The sequence below is a fragment of the Streptomyces erythrochromogenes genome, assembly GCF_040684695.1.
GTDB classification, from domain to species: Bacteria; Actinomycetota; Actinomycetes; order Streptomycetales; family Streptomycetaceae; genus Streptomyces; species Streptomyces erythrochromogenes_C.
On record NZ_JBFBGM010000010.1, the window covers coordinates 33,624 to 47,197 of the forward strand.

At 64.0% G+C, this 13,574-nt stretch carries 14 protein-coding genes and 1 pseudogene; all 15 read right to left on the bottom strand.

Features of this window, described 5'->3' with window-relative positions; genetic code table 11:
• Nucleotides 1-33: 33 nt before the first annotated feature.
• The 15 genes and pseudogenes from AB0O53_RS17060 to AB0O53_RS17130 all read right to left on the bottom strand — a co-directional run bounded on the left by AB0O53_RS17060 (nucleotide 34) and on the right by AB0O53_RS17130 (nucleotide 13,528).
• Complete coding sequence (locus tag AB0O53_RS17060) at nucleotides 34-225, bottom strand: hypothetical protein (RefSeq protein ID WP_365196338.1); 192 nt, start codon at nucleotides 223-225, stop codon at nucleotides 34-36.
• Complete coding sequence (locus AB0O53_RS17065) at nucleotides 222-1,028, bottom strand: sigma-70 family RNA polymerase sigma factor (RefSeq protein ID WP_365196341.1); 807 nt, start codon at nucleotides 1,026-1,028, stop codon at nucleotides 222-224. The genes AB0O53_RS17060 and AB0O53_RS17065 overlap by 4 nt, the downstream gene beginning before the upstream one ends.
• A 429-nt stretch (nucleotides 1,029-1,457) precedes the next feature.
• Nucleotides 1,458-2,612, bottom strand: a complete 1,155-nt coding sequence (locus AB0O53_RS17070) for a DNA polymerase (protein ID WP_365196599.1) — start codon at nucleotides 2,610-2,612, stop codon at nucleotides 1,458-1,460.
• Between the two features lie 78 nt (nucleotides 2,613-2,690).
• Nucleotides 2,691-3,200: pseudogene (locus AB0O53_RS17075) on the bottom strand (3'-5' exonuclease family protein); the annotation flags it as partial.
• A gap of 182 nt (nucleotides 3,201-3,382) precedes the next feature.
• Nucleotides 3,383-5,818: a phage/plasmid primase, P4 family gene (locus tag AB0O53_RS17080; protein WP_365196343.1), complete on the bottom strand. Its 2,436-nt coding sequence runs from the start codon at nucleotides 5,816-5,818 to the stop codon at nucleotides 3,383-3,385.
• Complete coding sequence (locus AB0O53_RS17085; protein ID WP_365196346.1) at nucleotides 5,805-6,335, bottom strand: hypothetical protein; 531 nt, start codon at nucleotides 6,333-6,335, stop codon at nucleotides 5,805-5,807. The genes AB0O53_RS17080 and AB0O53_RS17085 overlap by 14 nt, the downstream gene beginning before the upstream one ends.
• A 512-nt stretch (nucleotides 6,336-6,847) precedes the next feature.
• On the bottom strand, nucleotides 6,848-7,099 hold the full coding sequence (locus AB0O53_RS17090) for a hypothetical protein (protein ID WP_365196348.1): 252 nt from the start codon (nucleotides 7,097-7,099) through the stop codon (nucleotides 6,848-6,850).
• 283 nt (nucleotides 7,100-7,382) lie between these two features.
• Nucleotides 7,383-7,982, bottom strand: a complete 600-nt coding sequence (locus tag AB0O53_RS17095; protein WP_365196351.1) for a DNA cytosine methyltransferase — start codon at nucleotides 7,980-7,982, stop codon at nucleotides 7,383-7,385.
• Entirely contained in the window at nucleotides 7,963-8,658 is a 696-nt protein-coding gene (locus tag AB0O53_RS17100; protein ID WP_365196354.1) for a recombination directionality factor, read from the bottom strand. Before AB0O53_RS17100 ends, AB0O53_RS17095 begins: the two co-directional genes overlap by 20 nt.
• Before the next feature lie 78 nt (nucleotides 8,659-8,736).
• A complete protein-coding gene (locus AB0O53_RS17105; protein WP_365196357.1) occupies nucleotides 8,737-9,573 on the bottom strand; it encodes a hypothetical protein in 837 nt (278 codons plus the stop codon).
• Between the two features lie 134 nt (nucleotides 9,574-9,707).
• Entirely contained in the window at nucleotides 9,708-10,283 is a 576-nt protein-coding gene (locus AB0O53_RS17110; RefSeq protein ID WP_365196360.1) for a deoxynucleotide monophosphate kinase family protein, read from the bottom strand.
• Entirely contained in the window at nucleotides 10,280-10,522 is a 243-nt protein-coding gene (locus AB0O53_RS17115; RefSeq protein ID WP_365196362.1) for a hypothetical protein, read from the bottom strand. The genes AB0O53_RS17110 and AB0O53_RS17115 overlap by 4 nt, the downstream gene beginning before the upstream one ends.
• 81 nt (nucleotides 10,523-10,603) lie before the next feature.
• Entirely contained in the window at nucleotides 10,604-11,314 is a 711-nt protein-coding gene (locus AB0O53_RS17120; protein WP_365196364.1) for a peptidoglycan-binding protein, read from the bottom strand.
• An 88-nt stretch (nucleotides 11,315-11,402) separates the two neighbouring features.
• Nucleotides 11,403-11,657: a hypothetical protein gene (locus AB0O53_RS17125; RefSeq protein WP_365196367.1), complete on the bottom strand. Its 255-nt coding sequence runs from the start codon at nucleotides 11,655-11,657 to the stop codon at nucleotides 11,403-11,405.
• A gap of 14 nt (nucleotides 11,658-11,671) precedes the next feature.
• The gene (locus AB0O53_RS17130) at nucleotides 11,672-13,528 is read right to left on the bottom strand and encodes a hypothetical protein (RefSeq protein ID WP_365196370.1); all 1,857 of its coding nucleotides are present in this window, start codon (nucleotides 13,526-13,528) and stop codon (nucleotides 11,672-11,674) included.
• Nucleotides 13,529-13,574: the final 46 nt, after the last annotated feature.

Consider the following 13,574-nt stretch of genomic DNA (forward strand, 5'->3'; position numbering starts at 1 on the left):
CACACGAGTGGGGCAGGAACGACAACCCCACCATTAGGCCGGGAAGTTGGTCAAGCGGGCATAAGCGGCATGCCCATGCAAGATCTTCGCTATCAACGGGTCGCCGGCCGGGCGGACCACCGTAGCGACGGTCTGGCCCTCGCGGTCCCGGACATGCACGTCCACCAGGGCGCCGCTGCGGGTGATCTCGACAGTCTCGCCGTCGCGGGCAGGCAGCCGGATCACGCTGCGGCTCCGGCCTGGTACAGCTCCGAGAACCGACCCTTGCCCTTCACCCGAGCTTGCTTGACCTGATACGGGGTCACCCCCATGTCTTCAGCAAGCACCGCGTCCGGCCCGTCCCCGTAGAACCCCACGGGGGCAACCCCGTGATCCGCCTTGAGTACATGGCGTTGCCTGTCGCTCAGCAGCCCCAACGTCCGGTGCACCTGTTCACGGACTGCCTTGCGGGACGCACTCGCGTGGTCTGCGGACTCCACAAGGTCCGAGGGCACACCAACTTCCGCAGCCACCACGTCCCCGAGGGTGAATTCCTGCCCGAACTCCCCTGCGTTGTAAGGGCGATCCAGGGAATCCGTGCCGAGCCAGGAAAGCAGTGCCGCATAAGCCCGGTCGCGGGTCATCCTCCGCGGTCCCATTTCATCGGTGCACGCGATGCGTACCGCGTCGTACGGGTACCCGCCTGCAAGGGTGATGGCAAGCTCAAAATCTCGGGCTGTACGCTCAGAAACCCCGGGCCGGCGAATCGTGCGCCGCTGCTCCGACATGGCCGTATGGAGGGCCTTGTCAATGTAAGACATGAACTCGCGAGGGGTGTCCCCGTCGAACTTGGCGAGGCATTCCCATATCCGAATCCGTCCGGCCTGCGCAAGATCGTCGGCAAGATCGGCGTCCACCCGACCCGCGCGCTTCGCGTACTCGTTGGCTCGCTGCTGTACGAGCGTTTCGGTTTCGGCAATCAGTGCGGCAACCGCTTCGATGTCATTTTCCTTGGCCGCTGCGATCTGCTCCGCGGTGAAGTGCGTCATGGGGCGTGCTCCGTGCTCGGGTGGCTTTGCCCTCTGTGGAGGGCGGAGGTTTCCCGGAACAGGGCGCACGGGGCCCACAAGGGGCCCGAGGCCATGACTGAATGCGCATTGAAAAGGGCATGGAAAAGCCCCGTCCCGGATTAGCAGGACGGGGCTTGCGCATTGCCGAATCGCTGCGTGGCAACGAATCTAGGAATGCATCATTGAGTGAACAATCGGAAAGAACAGGCGCTTTGGGGCAGTCTTGGACAGAACACCCCTCATTGACTGTGGAGCCGTTACGGATACAGCACGTTCGGTGAAATCGTTATCGCTGATTTCAACAATCGGTGACGGAGAGCCCTAGATGATCAACGCCTTGTGACCGGGCTGTGATGCGTAGCCGTACAACCATCTGCCCGAACTGAATATCCGCACGGGGCGGATCCTTCAGTAGTCGGCTCCGTGGAGGGACCCCCACGACCGGCCGCCGATTTCTGTGTCTGCTTCGATGGGCACTCCGTAGAGGGTCCACGTCATGCAGCGCTTGAATTCGCGCGCCATCTCCTCGGCATCTTCAGCCGGGACCGACGCCAAAATCTCATCATGAATTGGCAGGCGGCAATACTCCAGCAGGCCGGCAGCCTCGATATTCAGCATGGCTTGCCCGAGCACATCGCGGGCGACGCTTTGACAGGCATAATTTACAACGGCGTAACTGCGGTCCCGATCGAGTGGCAGCCTGCGGCCGACAGCCGAGACGAAAACCATGCCGTTCTGATAAGCCTCACGCTGCCACCGTGAGGACGCACGCTTAATCTCAGGAAATGCACGGTCGTACGCGGCTACCGCTTGCGCAATCTCCGCTTCGGTCGCCCCGGTCTGCCTCGCAATGGTCTTGACCCCGCCGCCATATACCTTTCCAAACCCGGCTCCCTTGAAAACTTTGCGATCCCGCGGCGTGGCAGCTTCGCCCTTGATTAGGCGCGCAGTGTAAGTGTGGATATCGAATTTTTCTCCACCGCTTAGAAATCCCTCCTTCATCTGGCGGACGTTGGCAAGGGCGGCGAGGACCCGCATTTCGATTGCCTGAAAGTCGCTGGAAACCATGACGTGTCCGCGCTCGGCGAGGATCGCGCGCCGGATCAGGTAGTCCGAACTCGGAAGCTGGTGCAGCCCGTCCGTCACCGACATGCGGCCCGTGCGTGCCGCCAAAGGCGAGATCACTGCGTGCAGCCGACCCGCGGCATCGAGCTTGGTCAAGAACCGCTCGGCGTACGTCCCGCCCCACTTGCTCGCCCTCTTGGCCCGAAGCACCGCGTACGCAAGGGGATTTGGCTCGCGGGCCCCGATGCGCTGCCAGTCCCGGTCAAGGTCCGCGAGGGGCAGCAGGACGGCCTTATCCACCTTGAGCGCGCCCGAGTCGGTCCGCTCGGTCAGCGTCTCCCCCATGCCCGCGAGGGCTTCCGCCACCTGTGCGGGGCTGCCCACCGACACGACCCCGTACCGCGCTGCAACGGCTCCGTAAGTCTCGGCTTCCTCGGCGAGCCGGCGGGCAAGCCGTTTCGCGTACTCCTGGTCCACCAGCAGCCCGCGGCGCTGCATGACCGCACAGAGCCGAGCTAGTTCGTGTTCGTACGTCACCAGCTCGGGGCGCACGCCGAGCCGGTGCAGCTCGCGGCGAAGCACAGGGGCTAGCCGAGCCGTGAATATCACGTCGAGACCGGCATAGAGCAAATAAGTTTCATGCGTGAGCGGGATTCCCGCCCATCCGGTTTCTTTGGTGAATCCAAGGCGGTTGAAAACCTTGGTAAGACCGCCCTGCGTATCCGGTGCCGTGGGGTCGATCCATTTCGCCGAAAGCGGTTTGAGTGCTGTCCCCGCCCCGCCCTCGGAGGGCTGCCGCGGATCAATGAGGGCTGCAAGAATTCGGGTATCCGTGCTGCGCGGTGCGAGGTCTTCCAGTGGGATTCCCGCGCACTGCCCGATTACGAGCCAATCGTAGGAAGCATTGTGGATGAGGATTTCCCCGCACCGAAGCAGTGCGTCACGAGCGTACGACTCGTGATACCCGCCCCGCTCGTAAAGGATCACCCACGCGTCGCGCTCATCACCGAATTGCACGGTGCGCAGACGAAATGATGGACTGAATACCTCTAGCCCTGTTGTTTCAGTATCAACGGCAATGGGGCCCCGCGCTCGCGCCCGGTAAAAGCCACTCCCTGAACGCGACTAGGTCTGATTCCGTCTCGGGCACGTGGACGGTTATGGTCTCGCCGGCCACGTCGTGGCGTATCTCAATCAAGCTTTCCCCCGAAAGCAAAAAGGGGGCCACCCACCGGTTAAGGTGAGCAGCCCCCTTGCGTGCTGTGTGTTTACTTGCCGAAGATCCCCGGGCCGACCGCATCGGGGCTTTCGTCAGCGACGCGCAGGCAGCCAAGTGCAATTCCCTTGTTGGTGCGCTTTCGCACTGCCCCGCGTTCCTCCATAGCCTCATAGAACGCCCGACGGGTCCACTGCTCTTTAGCAGGCAGGTTCTCGGCCTCGCACCAGTCGCGGTAATGGTTGAATGCGTCGTTGCCGTTCATCACAACGGATTCGTCAGCCCATTCGAGAACACCCGGAATGAACCCGGCGAGCGGATCCGAGGTCTCTCGGTACTCTTGCGAGGCACCCGTGATGACCTGCGGGTCTCTCAGGCCCTCGCGGTACCAGGCCACTGCTCCGGCTACCGCCCACGCGGCAATGCCCTCGGACTCGGCCAGTAGCTTCCGGTCCAAATCAGGGTCGCGCTCGTCAGGCGCAAACCACCTTTTGAACGGCAGCAACTTGACCCGTCGCCAAAGCCCCTCATCCTGGGACCGAAACTTCGGCTTGTGATTCGTGGCGAGCAGCAGCAGGAAAGAGGGCTTAAATTCGAAGTATTCCTGCCGCAGGAACCGCGCCGAAATCATGTCCTTACCGGTGACCCGCTTCAGGATGGATTCCGACATGGCCTTGCCGGCCTCGCCCTCGGACGCCATGACGAGACGAGATCCGCGGAGCGCTGCAACATCGTTGGGAATGCCGCCGCTCTTGCGCTCCTCGAACGTTGCAAACGGCGTGGTTCGCGTGATGGACCGGAACACCGATGTGACCGTGTCCACCAGAACCGATTTTCCGTTGGCGCCCTTGCCCCAAAGAACACCAAATGCCTGCTCCGTGGTGTGCCCGGTGATGCCGTAGCCGATGAGCCGCTGAATGTACGCGGGCATCTCGGGCATGCCCGGGAAGATCTCGGCGAGGAACGTTTCCCACCGCGGACACTCCGCGTTCGGGTCGTATTCGATATCGAGCCCGTACGTCAGTAGGTCGGCCTGGTCGTGCGGGCGGAGCCGGCCCGTACGCAAATCGACCGTACCGTTGCGGAAGTTCAACAGGTCGGGGCGGTCGTCAAAATCGGTTGCCGCAATGGACACGTTGGGGACGGAACACAACTCGGTCAGCAGCGCGTCAATTCGGGAAGTCATGGTGAAGCCCCGGGCGAGCTGGTTTTGCCCCGCAAGCACCAGGGCGGCCCCCATGCGGTGGATTTCCTGCCGGACCCGCATGTCCGAGCGCACCCACACCCGCCCATCCCACGTGTAGAACCCGAGCCCCGACGCGTACCGGATGCGTCCGCCCGACCACGCGACCAGCGCGTGAGCGTTCATGGCGTCGCTCTCGCCGTACTGCGAAACGAGCTTGGCGAGGATGTCCGCCGCTTCCGCGCCCTGGTCGCGGGACACGGTGTCGGCCCCGGTCCGGGTTGCCAACTCCGCTGTACGGGCCGCCGCTTCCCGCTCGGCGGTGTCCCTCGCAGGTCGGGCCGCCTTGACCGCGCGGTGTAGCTCGGCGGGGAACGCAGCGGGGTTCCGCTCGCGCCAGTCGGTCAGGTCGTCGCCCGGGTGCGGGATATCGAGCACCAGGGCCGTAACCCCGTGGGCGGTCAGGCCCTCGGCGAGCCGTGCCGAGAACCCGTTGCCCGCGCGGTCCGAGTCCCCGCAGACGATGACGAGTTGCCCCCGCAAGCCTTCGGCGAGTTCGGCAATCAGCTCGGGCGAGCCGGCGAGCGAGGCCCCGCGAACCACCACCGCGTCATAGCCCACGGCCACGGCTGTGAGCCCGTCCCCGGGGCCCTCGGTGATCAGGACCGTTCCGTATCCGCCCTGACCGCGCATGACCCCGTACGGGGCCCACCGGTACCCGCGGGGGTTCATCAGGGACACCCACCGCCCGGGGCAGTCCCCGGTCAGGTCCCGCCCCTGTAGGCCGCGCGTTACTCCGTCGAACCCGCGGAGCGGAACCGTCAGACGGGCAAAGGCCCGGTAGGCGCGGGACAGGTGCGGGAAGTCGGCACCCTGGTGCCCATCGTCCACGCCGATCCCGAGGTCTGCGGCGCTCTCCAGGTCAAGCCCGAACCGGTCGCCAAGGTAGGCCCGTGCCCGCTCGGCCCACTCGCCGGCGAAATCCCCGAGGGCGAGCGAGCACCGGTCCGCATACGCCGCGAGGGCCGCCGTGTGCGCGACGGGCACCAGCTCGGGCCGCTCGGCCGGAACGGTGGCACCCGGGCCGGTCGCATCGAACAGGTCCCCCCACCCGAGCCGTACCGCGGTAATCACGTCGGCCGTGGGACAGCCCGCACGGCAGGTAAGGCGGACTTTGTTGTCCTCGCCCCGCCATACCCGCAGCGAGGGCCGCGAGTCGGGGTGCGCGGGACACAGGGCCGCGTAACCGCCGTCCGCCTCGCTGGACACCGACTCGAACCGGGCAAGCAGATCACCGAAGAGCACGTGCGCTCACCCCCGGAACGGTGCGGCGGTAATCGCGGATCAGGTCTGCAAGCTCCCTCACGGTGGTGGTGAGGTACCACCGCGACGTGTCGAGCCCCCGGAGGGAGACAGACCAGCCGTACAGCTCGCGGAACGCGCTGGTGCTCATTCCGAGGGCGAGCCGGATCCGGGTCCACGTACGAACGGAAACGTGCACACGGCCCATGTGGGTGTGCTGCAACCTCACCTTCCGCACGACCAGCCCGTAGGGAAATCCTGCGTGCTCCGCTTCCCTCTCTGCCTGTCGGATCCAGGTAGGCACGGCGGGACGCTTTGTGTTCTTCGCTTCCAGCACGAACGGTGCCGCGTGGATATCTCCAACATCCCTCGAACCTTCCTGCGCCGCCCGGCGGATGTTCTCACCGCTCATCGGGTCGAAAAACGTCCCGTAGTCGTTGACTAGGTCAAGCTCATAGTTCAAGTAGTCCCGGATGGCGCTTTCCCATGCGGTCCCCTTGGCCTTGTTCGGGTTAGACAATGTCGGCCCCCTGGTGGATCACGCAGCCTCGGCCCATGGCGTGAGCAGCCGCAGCCATATACCGAATCCAGTCCGGCCGCTGCTTCCAGTCCGGCAGCAGGTATAGAACGTCCCCCGCCCCAAGTTCGCGAATATCTCCGAGTGGTGGCGCACTCGTTGCTCTGATCTCGTAAATCATGCTTCCCCCCGCGCAAAGAGGGCCGACCACACCTCACAGCGCAGTCAGCCCTCTTCTTCGTACGTCTTACTGGTCCCGCTCGCCGGGCACCACTAGCCGGACATGCTCGGCGCTGATCCACTCCTTCCGGAGGGACTTCCGCTTGGCGAATCCGGACTCAATCCCGGTCGGCCTTACGCGCAGCATCGGCCTGGTCCGTCCCTCAACCAACGGGAAAATAACCCGATCAACAATCGCGTCAGCCATGCGCACTCGGACACCCTGCCGCGCCGCGTAGGCGATAAGGTCCCCCGGATACAATTCCTCGCCGCTGTAGTCGCAGACGATCCCCCGCTTACCCATTCCCGGCCTCCTCCTTGTAGTTCAGTAGATGCAGATACGCCGCGAATGCCTGCTGTGAAACCACGCCGTTGCCGGCTGCCTTGAGTTGCCGAGAGCGGTTCAGGCCCGGGATGTGCGTAACCCAACCTCGGGGCAGCCCCATCAGCCACTCGGCGAATACCGCGGCGAGGCGGCGACCACCGCGCGGCCCGAATTCAACCGGGATCGGGGCCGGCGAGCCCATGAGAGTTTCCCAGCGGTGCACGGCAGGACCGTATTCGGCCCACCACTCGGGCGGGCTGTGGTAGGCGCCCGGGGTTTCCTCGGCTACGTCAGGATCTACGGGCAGGGTGAATGAGACTTCATCGTCTAGGGTGGGACCATGCCCACCAGCACGCCGCTTATCGGGATGCTGCGGTGCCCCATTGGTGCCCAAATTCGCGGTCGGAGTCTTGAACAGCTTGTGTGCCCGCTCCTTGTCGAAAAGACGCGCTACCGCGGTAACGAGATCCTGCCCGCCGCTTCCCTGTCTCGTATCTCTTGCAAAATCAGGACCTTTGGATGCGTCCGACGCTAGCGGAGTCGGCAGCAGGGGCAGCGATGAGAAACCATCTATCTCGGTGGTGGGCGGCTCCAACTGCGGACGCCCTATGGCAACACCAGCGAGCGTCATACCCGATCTCGGCCAGCCCCCCGAGTACGTGCGCGAGGCCCCTGTTTCGGATGGCGGATACGTTCTCCAAGAAAACGAGCCGTGGTCGAAGAACGCGAACGGCCCCGAGGACGCTTTCCCAGATACCCGACCTCTCGCCATGAATCCCCGCCCGCTTACCTGCGTTAGAAATGTCCTGACAGGGGAATCCTGCCGTGACAATGTCCACCTGATCTTTCAGCGTGGACCAATCAAATTCTGTAATGTCGCCGATGTTCGGTGCGTGCGGATAGCGGGTGGCCAAGATCAGGGACGCATACGGATCCACTTCCGCCACGTACCTGATCCTGTCGCCGGTCAGAGCCTCTACGGCGCGACCAATCCCCCCATAGCCCGCGCACAGTTCCAGGATCGGAATTGTTCCTACCCCCTTGCTTAGAGGGGTCCCGAAGGTCAGCCGGGCCCCCCTCGGCCGGCTAGAACTTCGGCTCGGCAACCGCGTCGTTCCAGGACTTCAGAACGCGGATTGTCGGCTTGCGGTAGCTGACATCCCGGCCCTTCTTGGTGGTGTACTCGACCAGCTCAAGTTCAAGGGTTGCCAGTGCTTCCCCGTCGACCTTGTTCAGAGCATTCTCGACTTCATGCAGTACCTCGGCGAGCTTCCAAGAACCCGTCTGGAGGCGGAAAAGTCCGAGTTCGTAGTCATCAGCCAGCCGGAACGTTACTGCAATGCTCGGAGAGGGACCCCGCTTGGCCTTGGCAGCAGCCTTGCGATCCTCCATCAGCTCAGGGCAGCGGCAAAGCTTCCCGCGGTCTTCATCGGGCGAAAGGAACTCGACACCGTCACAGTGGTGGATAAGCGCAGAGCCGTTCCAAAGCTTCAGATCGGACGCAATGGCGTCAGGGCCGGAAAGAACAATCTTGACCTTGTCTGCGGCCGTCAGAATTTCAATGAAATTCTCCGAAGTGGAATCGGTCTCGACCGGAGCACCGCCGAAAAGCTGAGAGACAGCCGCGGCAACTTCCGGGTCGCCGGTCGTCACCCGCCATTCGGAAAGAGCGACGGGAAGATTGTCCACCTGCTTCCCTCCGTGAAAGCGGCCAACCGTGTCGTCGGAAAAAATCTGCTTGGGCTTGGCGTTCGGGTCGGTCTCAAAAATGCGAAGTGCCATGTGCTAAAATCCCCCTGATTTTGGGCATGAAAAAAGGGCGGGCCGTTTTCGGCTTCGCCCTGCGATGAAAGTTTGAAGTTAGCTCGCTCGGCGCTGCGTTCCGGTGATGAGCCGGCGAACGCTCTGAGCAATCGGGCTACCAAATACCGTCTTGGACAGGTCCCGGTCCCAGTGGAAGACATGCCGCAACGTAAGAAATACGTTGAAGATTTCTTCGTCAATACGGACAGGCTTGAATACCCAGCCTTCCGGCGTGATGTGGAGAACCGCCGCACCATCAACCTTCGGCATGGGCTCAGACGTGCCATCCGGGGAGACGATCCGGTCAGCATGCGCGTACGCCGAGAGCTGTAGGGCCACGTCCGGATAGGCAGATTTTGATGTCTTCCAGTCCACTAGCAGCGTGTGCCACTCGCCATTTTCGTGGTCGGGCTTTCCATCCTCGCCGAGCCTGACACGGACAATGGCGTCGAAAGAGCCCGCGTACTGGTGCTCATCCGACCAGCAGACATCTTCAGCGCGGATAAGCTGCGGACGGACCGCTAGCAGGAACTCAGCGAATCCGAGCCGGTAGGGTTCAAGGTCGGGATGCACCCGCCCGATTTCCTCCAGCCGGATCATGCGCTCAAAGAGGTCATGCGCGTCACTGCCGACTTTTGCCCGGAGGCTGGTGTACCGGGTGTGCGAGTTCCGTAGGAAGTCGATTGCCCCGGCGGGATCCCGCTCGGCGATGGCGCGTACGGCGTCCAGGTTCTCGACGGCCGTTTCGGCGGTCATGCGGGCCGCCCAGAAGGTCAGGAACGGCTTAGGAAGCATCCCGACGATGGAAGTGACACCCGGGACCTTTTCTGCGGTCTCGGGGCTGATATAGAAGCGCGAGCCACCGCGCTTGATAGTCCGGATGGCTCCAGGCATGGGGGTCCCCTCGGGGTTTGAGTTGGTGTGCAAAGGGGTGGCAGAGTGACGGTTCTAACCTGTTTTTTGGAACGCTAGAAAAAACAGAGATAAGAGGGGCTAGGGGCCACTCTCGCCACCCCGTCACGCTGTGGTCAGCGCGGGACCGCGAGGCGGTCAACGGCCTGGTGCAGCTCGGCGACCGTTCCGCCGTTGGTAAGCACCACGTCAGGCCGGTAGCCGGCTAGCGCGGTCTCGCTGATGTGCTCGGCGCCCCGGTGCTGATCGAGCGAGGGCCGATCCACCCGAACAAGGAGCGCCCCCGCGGAACGTAGGGCAGCAGCCTCGTTCGGGTACCGGCAGTCCGTGACGACCACGGGCAGCCCCCACCGGTCGGCGGTTCGGATCTTGTCGAGCGCGAGGCGGAGCCAGTAGTCCGGATCGTGCTCGCGCACTGCTTCACCGAGCCGCTGAAGGGTCCTGCGAACCTCCGGGTACTCCGTCTTGGCGCGCTCCCACCCGTACCGCTTCACGAGATCAGACAGCCGGATCGGCAGGGCCCCGTACACCGACGCGTCGGCCCCAACGATCGGGTCCAGGGACATGGCTGCCTCGCGCAGCGGGTCCGCGAACGCGACGCGTACGAACTGGTGGGCCGAGACGAGCCGAGCCGCCGCGGTGTCCTTCCCGCTGCGTGCCCGACCCATCAAGGCGACGTGCCGAAAGCTCACGCGGGCAGCTCGTCGGCGTCGGTCTGGTCGTCGGCCTGGTCGTCGGCCTGGTGCTCCGCGACGGCTCCCGCGGTCTTCCGGTCCTCGGTGCGCTGGACAGCCTCACCGGTACCGAGGACGGCCGCCGCAAGACCGAGGATCAGCGCGGACGGCAGCTCGGGTACGTAGTGCGCCACCAGGGCGAGGGCGGCCACGGCCACCGCGTAGATACGGGCCGGATGGGTCTTGATGAACTGCATAGTTGTTCCCCCTGAGAGTTGCTGAGTGTGGACGGGATGCGTTCGCATTCCCGAGCTGGTCCCCGCTGAGAGGGACCGTGGTCAGACCGCGGGTACCTTGAGCGCGTCCCACGTGGCCTTGCCGGGCCACCCGTCCGCGTCGGTACCGGTGAACCCCTGCGCGCGCTGCCACTTTGCGTATGAGTTGCGGTCTGCGTCGGTCCACTGCGGCCCCGGGCCCTCGGAGTAGGCGGAGCACCCCACGGCGACCAGCCGGCGGCCCATGGCAGTGATCAGCGGCGAGCGGGGGTTGCCCTTGAACCAGGCCGTCCCCGGAAACGGCGCGAACCCACGCGGCTGGTCGTACGCAGGGCGACCGAACCCGAGGATCACGGACCGAGGACGGCTCCGCCGGTACACCCCGTCCCCGTTGTCCTGAGAGCCCGCGGCGCCGGAACTGGTGTTGCCTTCGATAGTGCGGACGGGCGAGCCCGGGGCGGAGTCCTCGGTCACGATGCCGACGTGATCGGCGATCGGACCCCCGTCCCAGGAAAAGAACACGATGTCCCCGCGCTTCGCCGGGCTGTTCCTGCCGATCCACTGTCGGCGCGCCTTGAACCAATTCACGTGCGAGGGACAATAAGCGAACCGTCCGACTGCGGCCCCATTGCCGCTGTCCTCGGCCCACTTGCTGACCGCCATATCGCACCACGGGTTGTAGTTCAGCCCGTACCACTTCCCGTACGTCGTGCTGTTGTTCCGACCTTCCTTGTACCCGAGTGCCGCTGTGGCAGCGCTGATCATTGCGTCCACGGTTCCCACTATTCCCCCTGATTTTGGGCATGAAAAAGCCCCACCCGGTGTTCCGGAACGGGGCTCGTCTTCTGTGCTGCCTGTTCTGCTATGCCTTGCCGGTCGCTTTCGCTACGGTGACCCCTGCGGCTACAACTCCTGTAACTGCGGCCACCGGTAGCGCGTACCGCCACCGCTCTAGGTCGCGGATTCGGGATTCGTGGTCGTCCACGTCCGCCCGTAGCTCCTCGCCCTTTTCGGCGACGGACCGCATGTCGGTTCGGAGTCCGACCACTTCGTCATAGATTTCGCGTGCGCCGATCTCAACCACGCCGAGCCGGTTTTCCTGCTCTCGCTCTGTCATCAAGTCCCCCTCGTTCATGGCGGGGGCGCGTCCGGGTTAACCGGCGGATCGGGGGTCAGCCCTGTGTCTGCCGGAACTCCGTTTGCCCGCGTTCCGCGGAGCGCCAAGCTCTGCACAATGCGCCCCCCTTCCCCGCTTGCCTTGATTCCGACCACCCATGCGAGGGTGTCGAGTGCTGCCCCCGTGGTGTCCACGACGCGTACCACGTCCCCAAGTTCTAGCCGCGGATCGGGAAGAATCTCGACCGATTGCAGCGCCGGAATCGGGTACGCTCCCGCCGACAGAATTGCGTTGGCCAATTCGAGGGCGGTTTCCCGGTACTGGATCCAGCCGGCTCCCTGGTGCTCGTAGGTCTGCACGCCGTGGGCAGTCTGCGAAGTGCGGTTCTGCACTGTCGCAAGGGCATCAGCGGGGCCGGACGGGCTGCCGGACGCTGTGGTCCGCGCAAGGGCCGTAACCCCGTGGTAGTAGACCGTGGTGGAAGCCCTGTTGCGCATGGTCAGCGTGACCGTGCCCCCGTCCCGCAACAGAGTGACTTCAACGGCGCCGTAGACCCCTGCGGACGCACTGTCGGCTGTGGCTCGGATGGACACGCAGTCCGTCATGGGGTCCACGTAAGTGTTCGGCGTGCGGGGGTCCCACTGATCTTCTCCGATGGTGAACGTCCGGGTGAGTGTGGCCCCGGCCGCAATCGCTGTGCCTGGTCGGTTCTCGCCGACCGTCGCAACGTTGTCGCCTACCACACGAGACCAATTCGCCCACTTGACTGCGACGTGATTACGGCATGCGTCGATTTCCTCGGATAGCTCCAGCCCTGCGAGTTCGCGAACCGAGGAGACCGTCAGATTCGGTTGTGTCGGTGGCGTGGCCCATCGGCTGTAGTCCCGCCATCGGAAGTAGCCGTTGCTGTCGAACTCGGCTGTGGCAAGGGTGGCCCTCGCAATCTGTGTGATCATCTCCCATGCGCTTCCTTGAGCCTGTGGGATCGTCTCCATGGGCAGCGTCGGGATATCGAGGGTGGCCCCGCGCTTCCAACTCCCGGTCTGCGTGACGGCTGCGTATCCGCTCGGCTTGGATGCGAGTTGTGAAATCTGATAAGCCTCTGCCCGCAGATTTTGAAGCGTCAGCCGGACATCTTCGAAGTTGCCCGGCGGGCAGGGGGTCGTGGACAGCACAGCGTCAGAAAAGACAACCGGTTTGTTGCTGCTGTCAGTGATCACCGGCGCAATGGTCGGGACACCGCTGGTAGACCACGTGAGCCACCAGCCGACATGGAAAGTTCCCCAAGTTTGAAGCGGTGTATGCGTCCACTGGAGAGCCTGGTTCTTCGTGTGATCGATATTGGTGCCGTTCCACGCGGTCAGTTTCCCCGTCGTGAAGTTCACTTCCATGATGGTGAAGTGGCGTGTCCCGCCATTTGCCAGCCACGTGATACTAAGCCGGACAATTGAGTCCGTCACCATGTGGCCCTGCGTGTTAGCCCAGAATTCGAGCCACAGACCGTCAGTGCGCCGGTTAACGGGTTTCAGTCGCGGGATATAGGTCACGCTCTGCGGGGTGGTCTCAGCTTCCGCGGCAGACTCAAACGGAGAATCCTTTTTTTGCCAATCGGTCCACGTCCCGGTGTGGGTGTGTAGATAGCCGATGTTGGCGGCGAGTCCACCGTGAAGCGAGGCGTACAAGATCGCCGACGACCTCGGGGGCGGACAGGTGTGGATCCCGCCGAGCCGTAGCAGGTGGTCCACGGTCCACACGGGTGAGGCCACCCACGACGTGACCTGTCCGAAGCCAAGGTTGTTGTCCAGCACCCCATCAGGGCGGGGCAGTCGGGCCGGCTGCCGCAGCCGCTCGGCTCCGTCCAGCGCGGACACCCGCACCGTGTCTTCCCCTGAGACAGCAGACCGGGCCCGGACCGTC

Bases quoted from the DNA above. Each gene is read 5' to 3' on its own strand.
- AB0O53_RS17065 (WP_365196341.1), bottom strand. From the start codon at position 1,028: ATGACGCACTTCACCGCGGAGCAGATCGCAGCGGCCAAGGAAAATGAC.
- AB0O53_RS17070 (WP_365196599.1), bottom strand. From the start codon at position 2,612: ATGCAGCGCCGCGGGCTGCTGGTGGACCAGGAGTACGCGAAACGGCTT.
- AB0O53_RS17100 (WP_365196354.1), bottom strand. From the start codon at position 8,658: ATGGCACTTCGCATTTTTGAGACCGACCCGAACGCCAAGCCCAAGCAG.
- AB0O53_RS17105 (WP_365196357.1), bottom strand. From the start codon at position 9,573: ATGCCTGGAGCCATCCGGACTATCAAGCGCGGTGGCTCGCGCTTCTAT.
- AB0O53_RS17115 (WP_365196362.1), bottom strand. From the start codon at position 10,522: ATGCAGTTCATCAAGACCCATCCGGCCCGTATCTACGCGGTGGCCGTG.
- AB0O53_RS17125 (WP_365196367.1), bottom strand. From the start codon at position 11,657: ATGACAGAGCGAGAGCAGGAAAACCGGCTCGGCGTGGTTGAGATCGGC.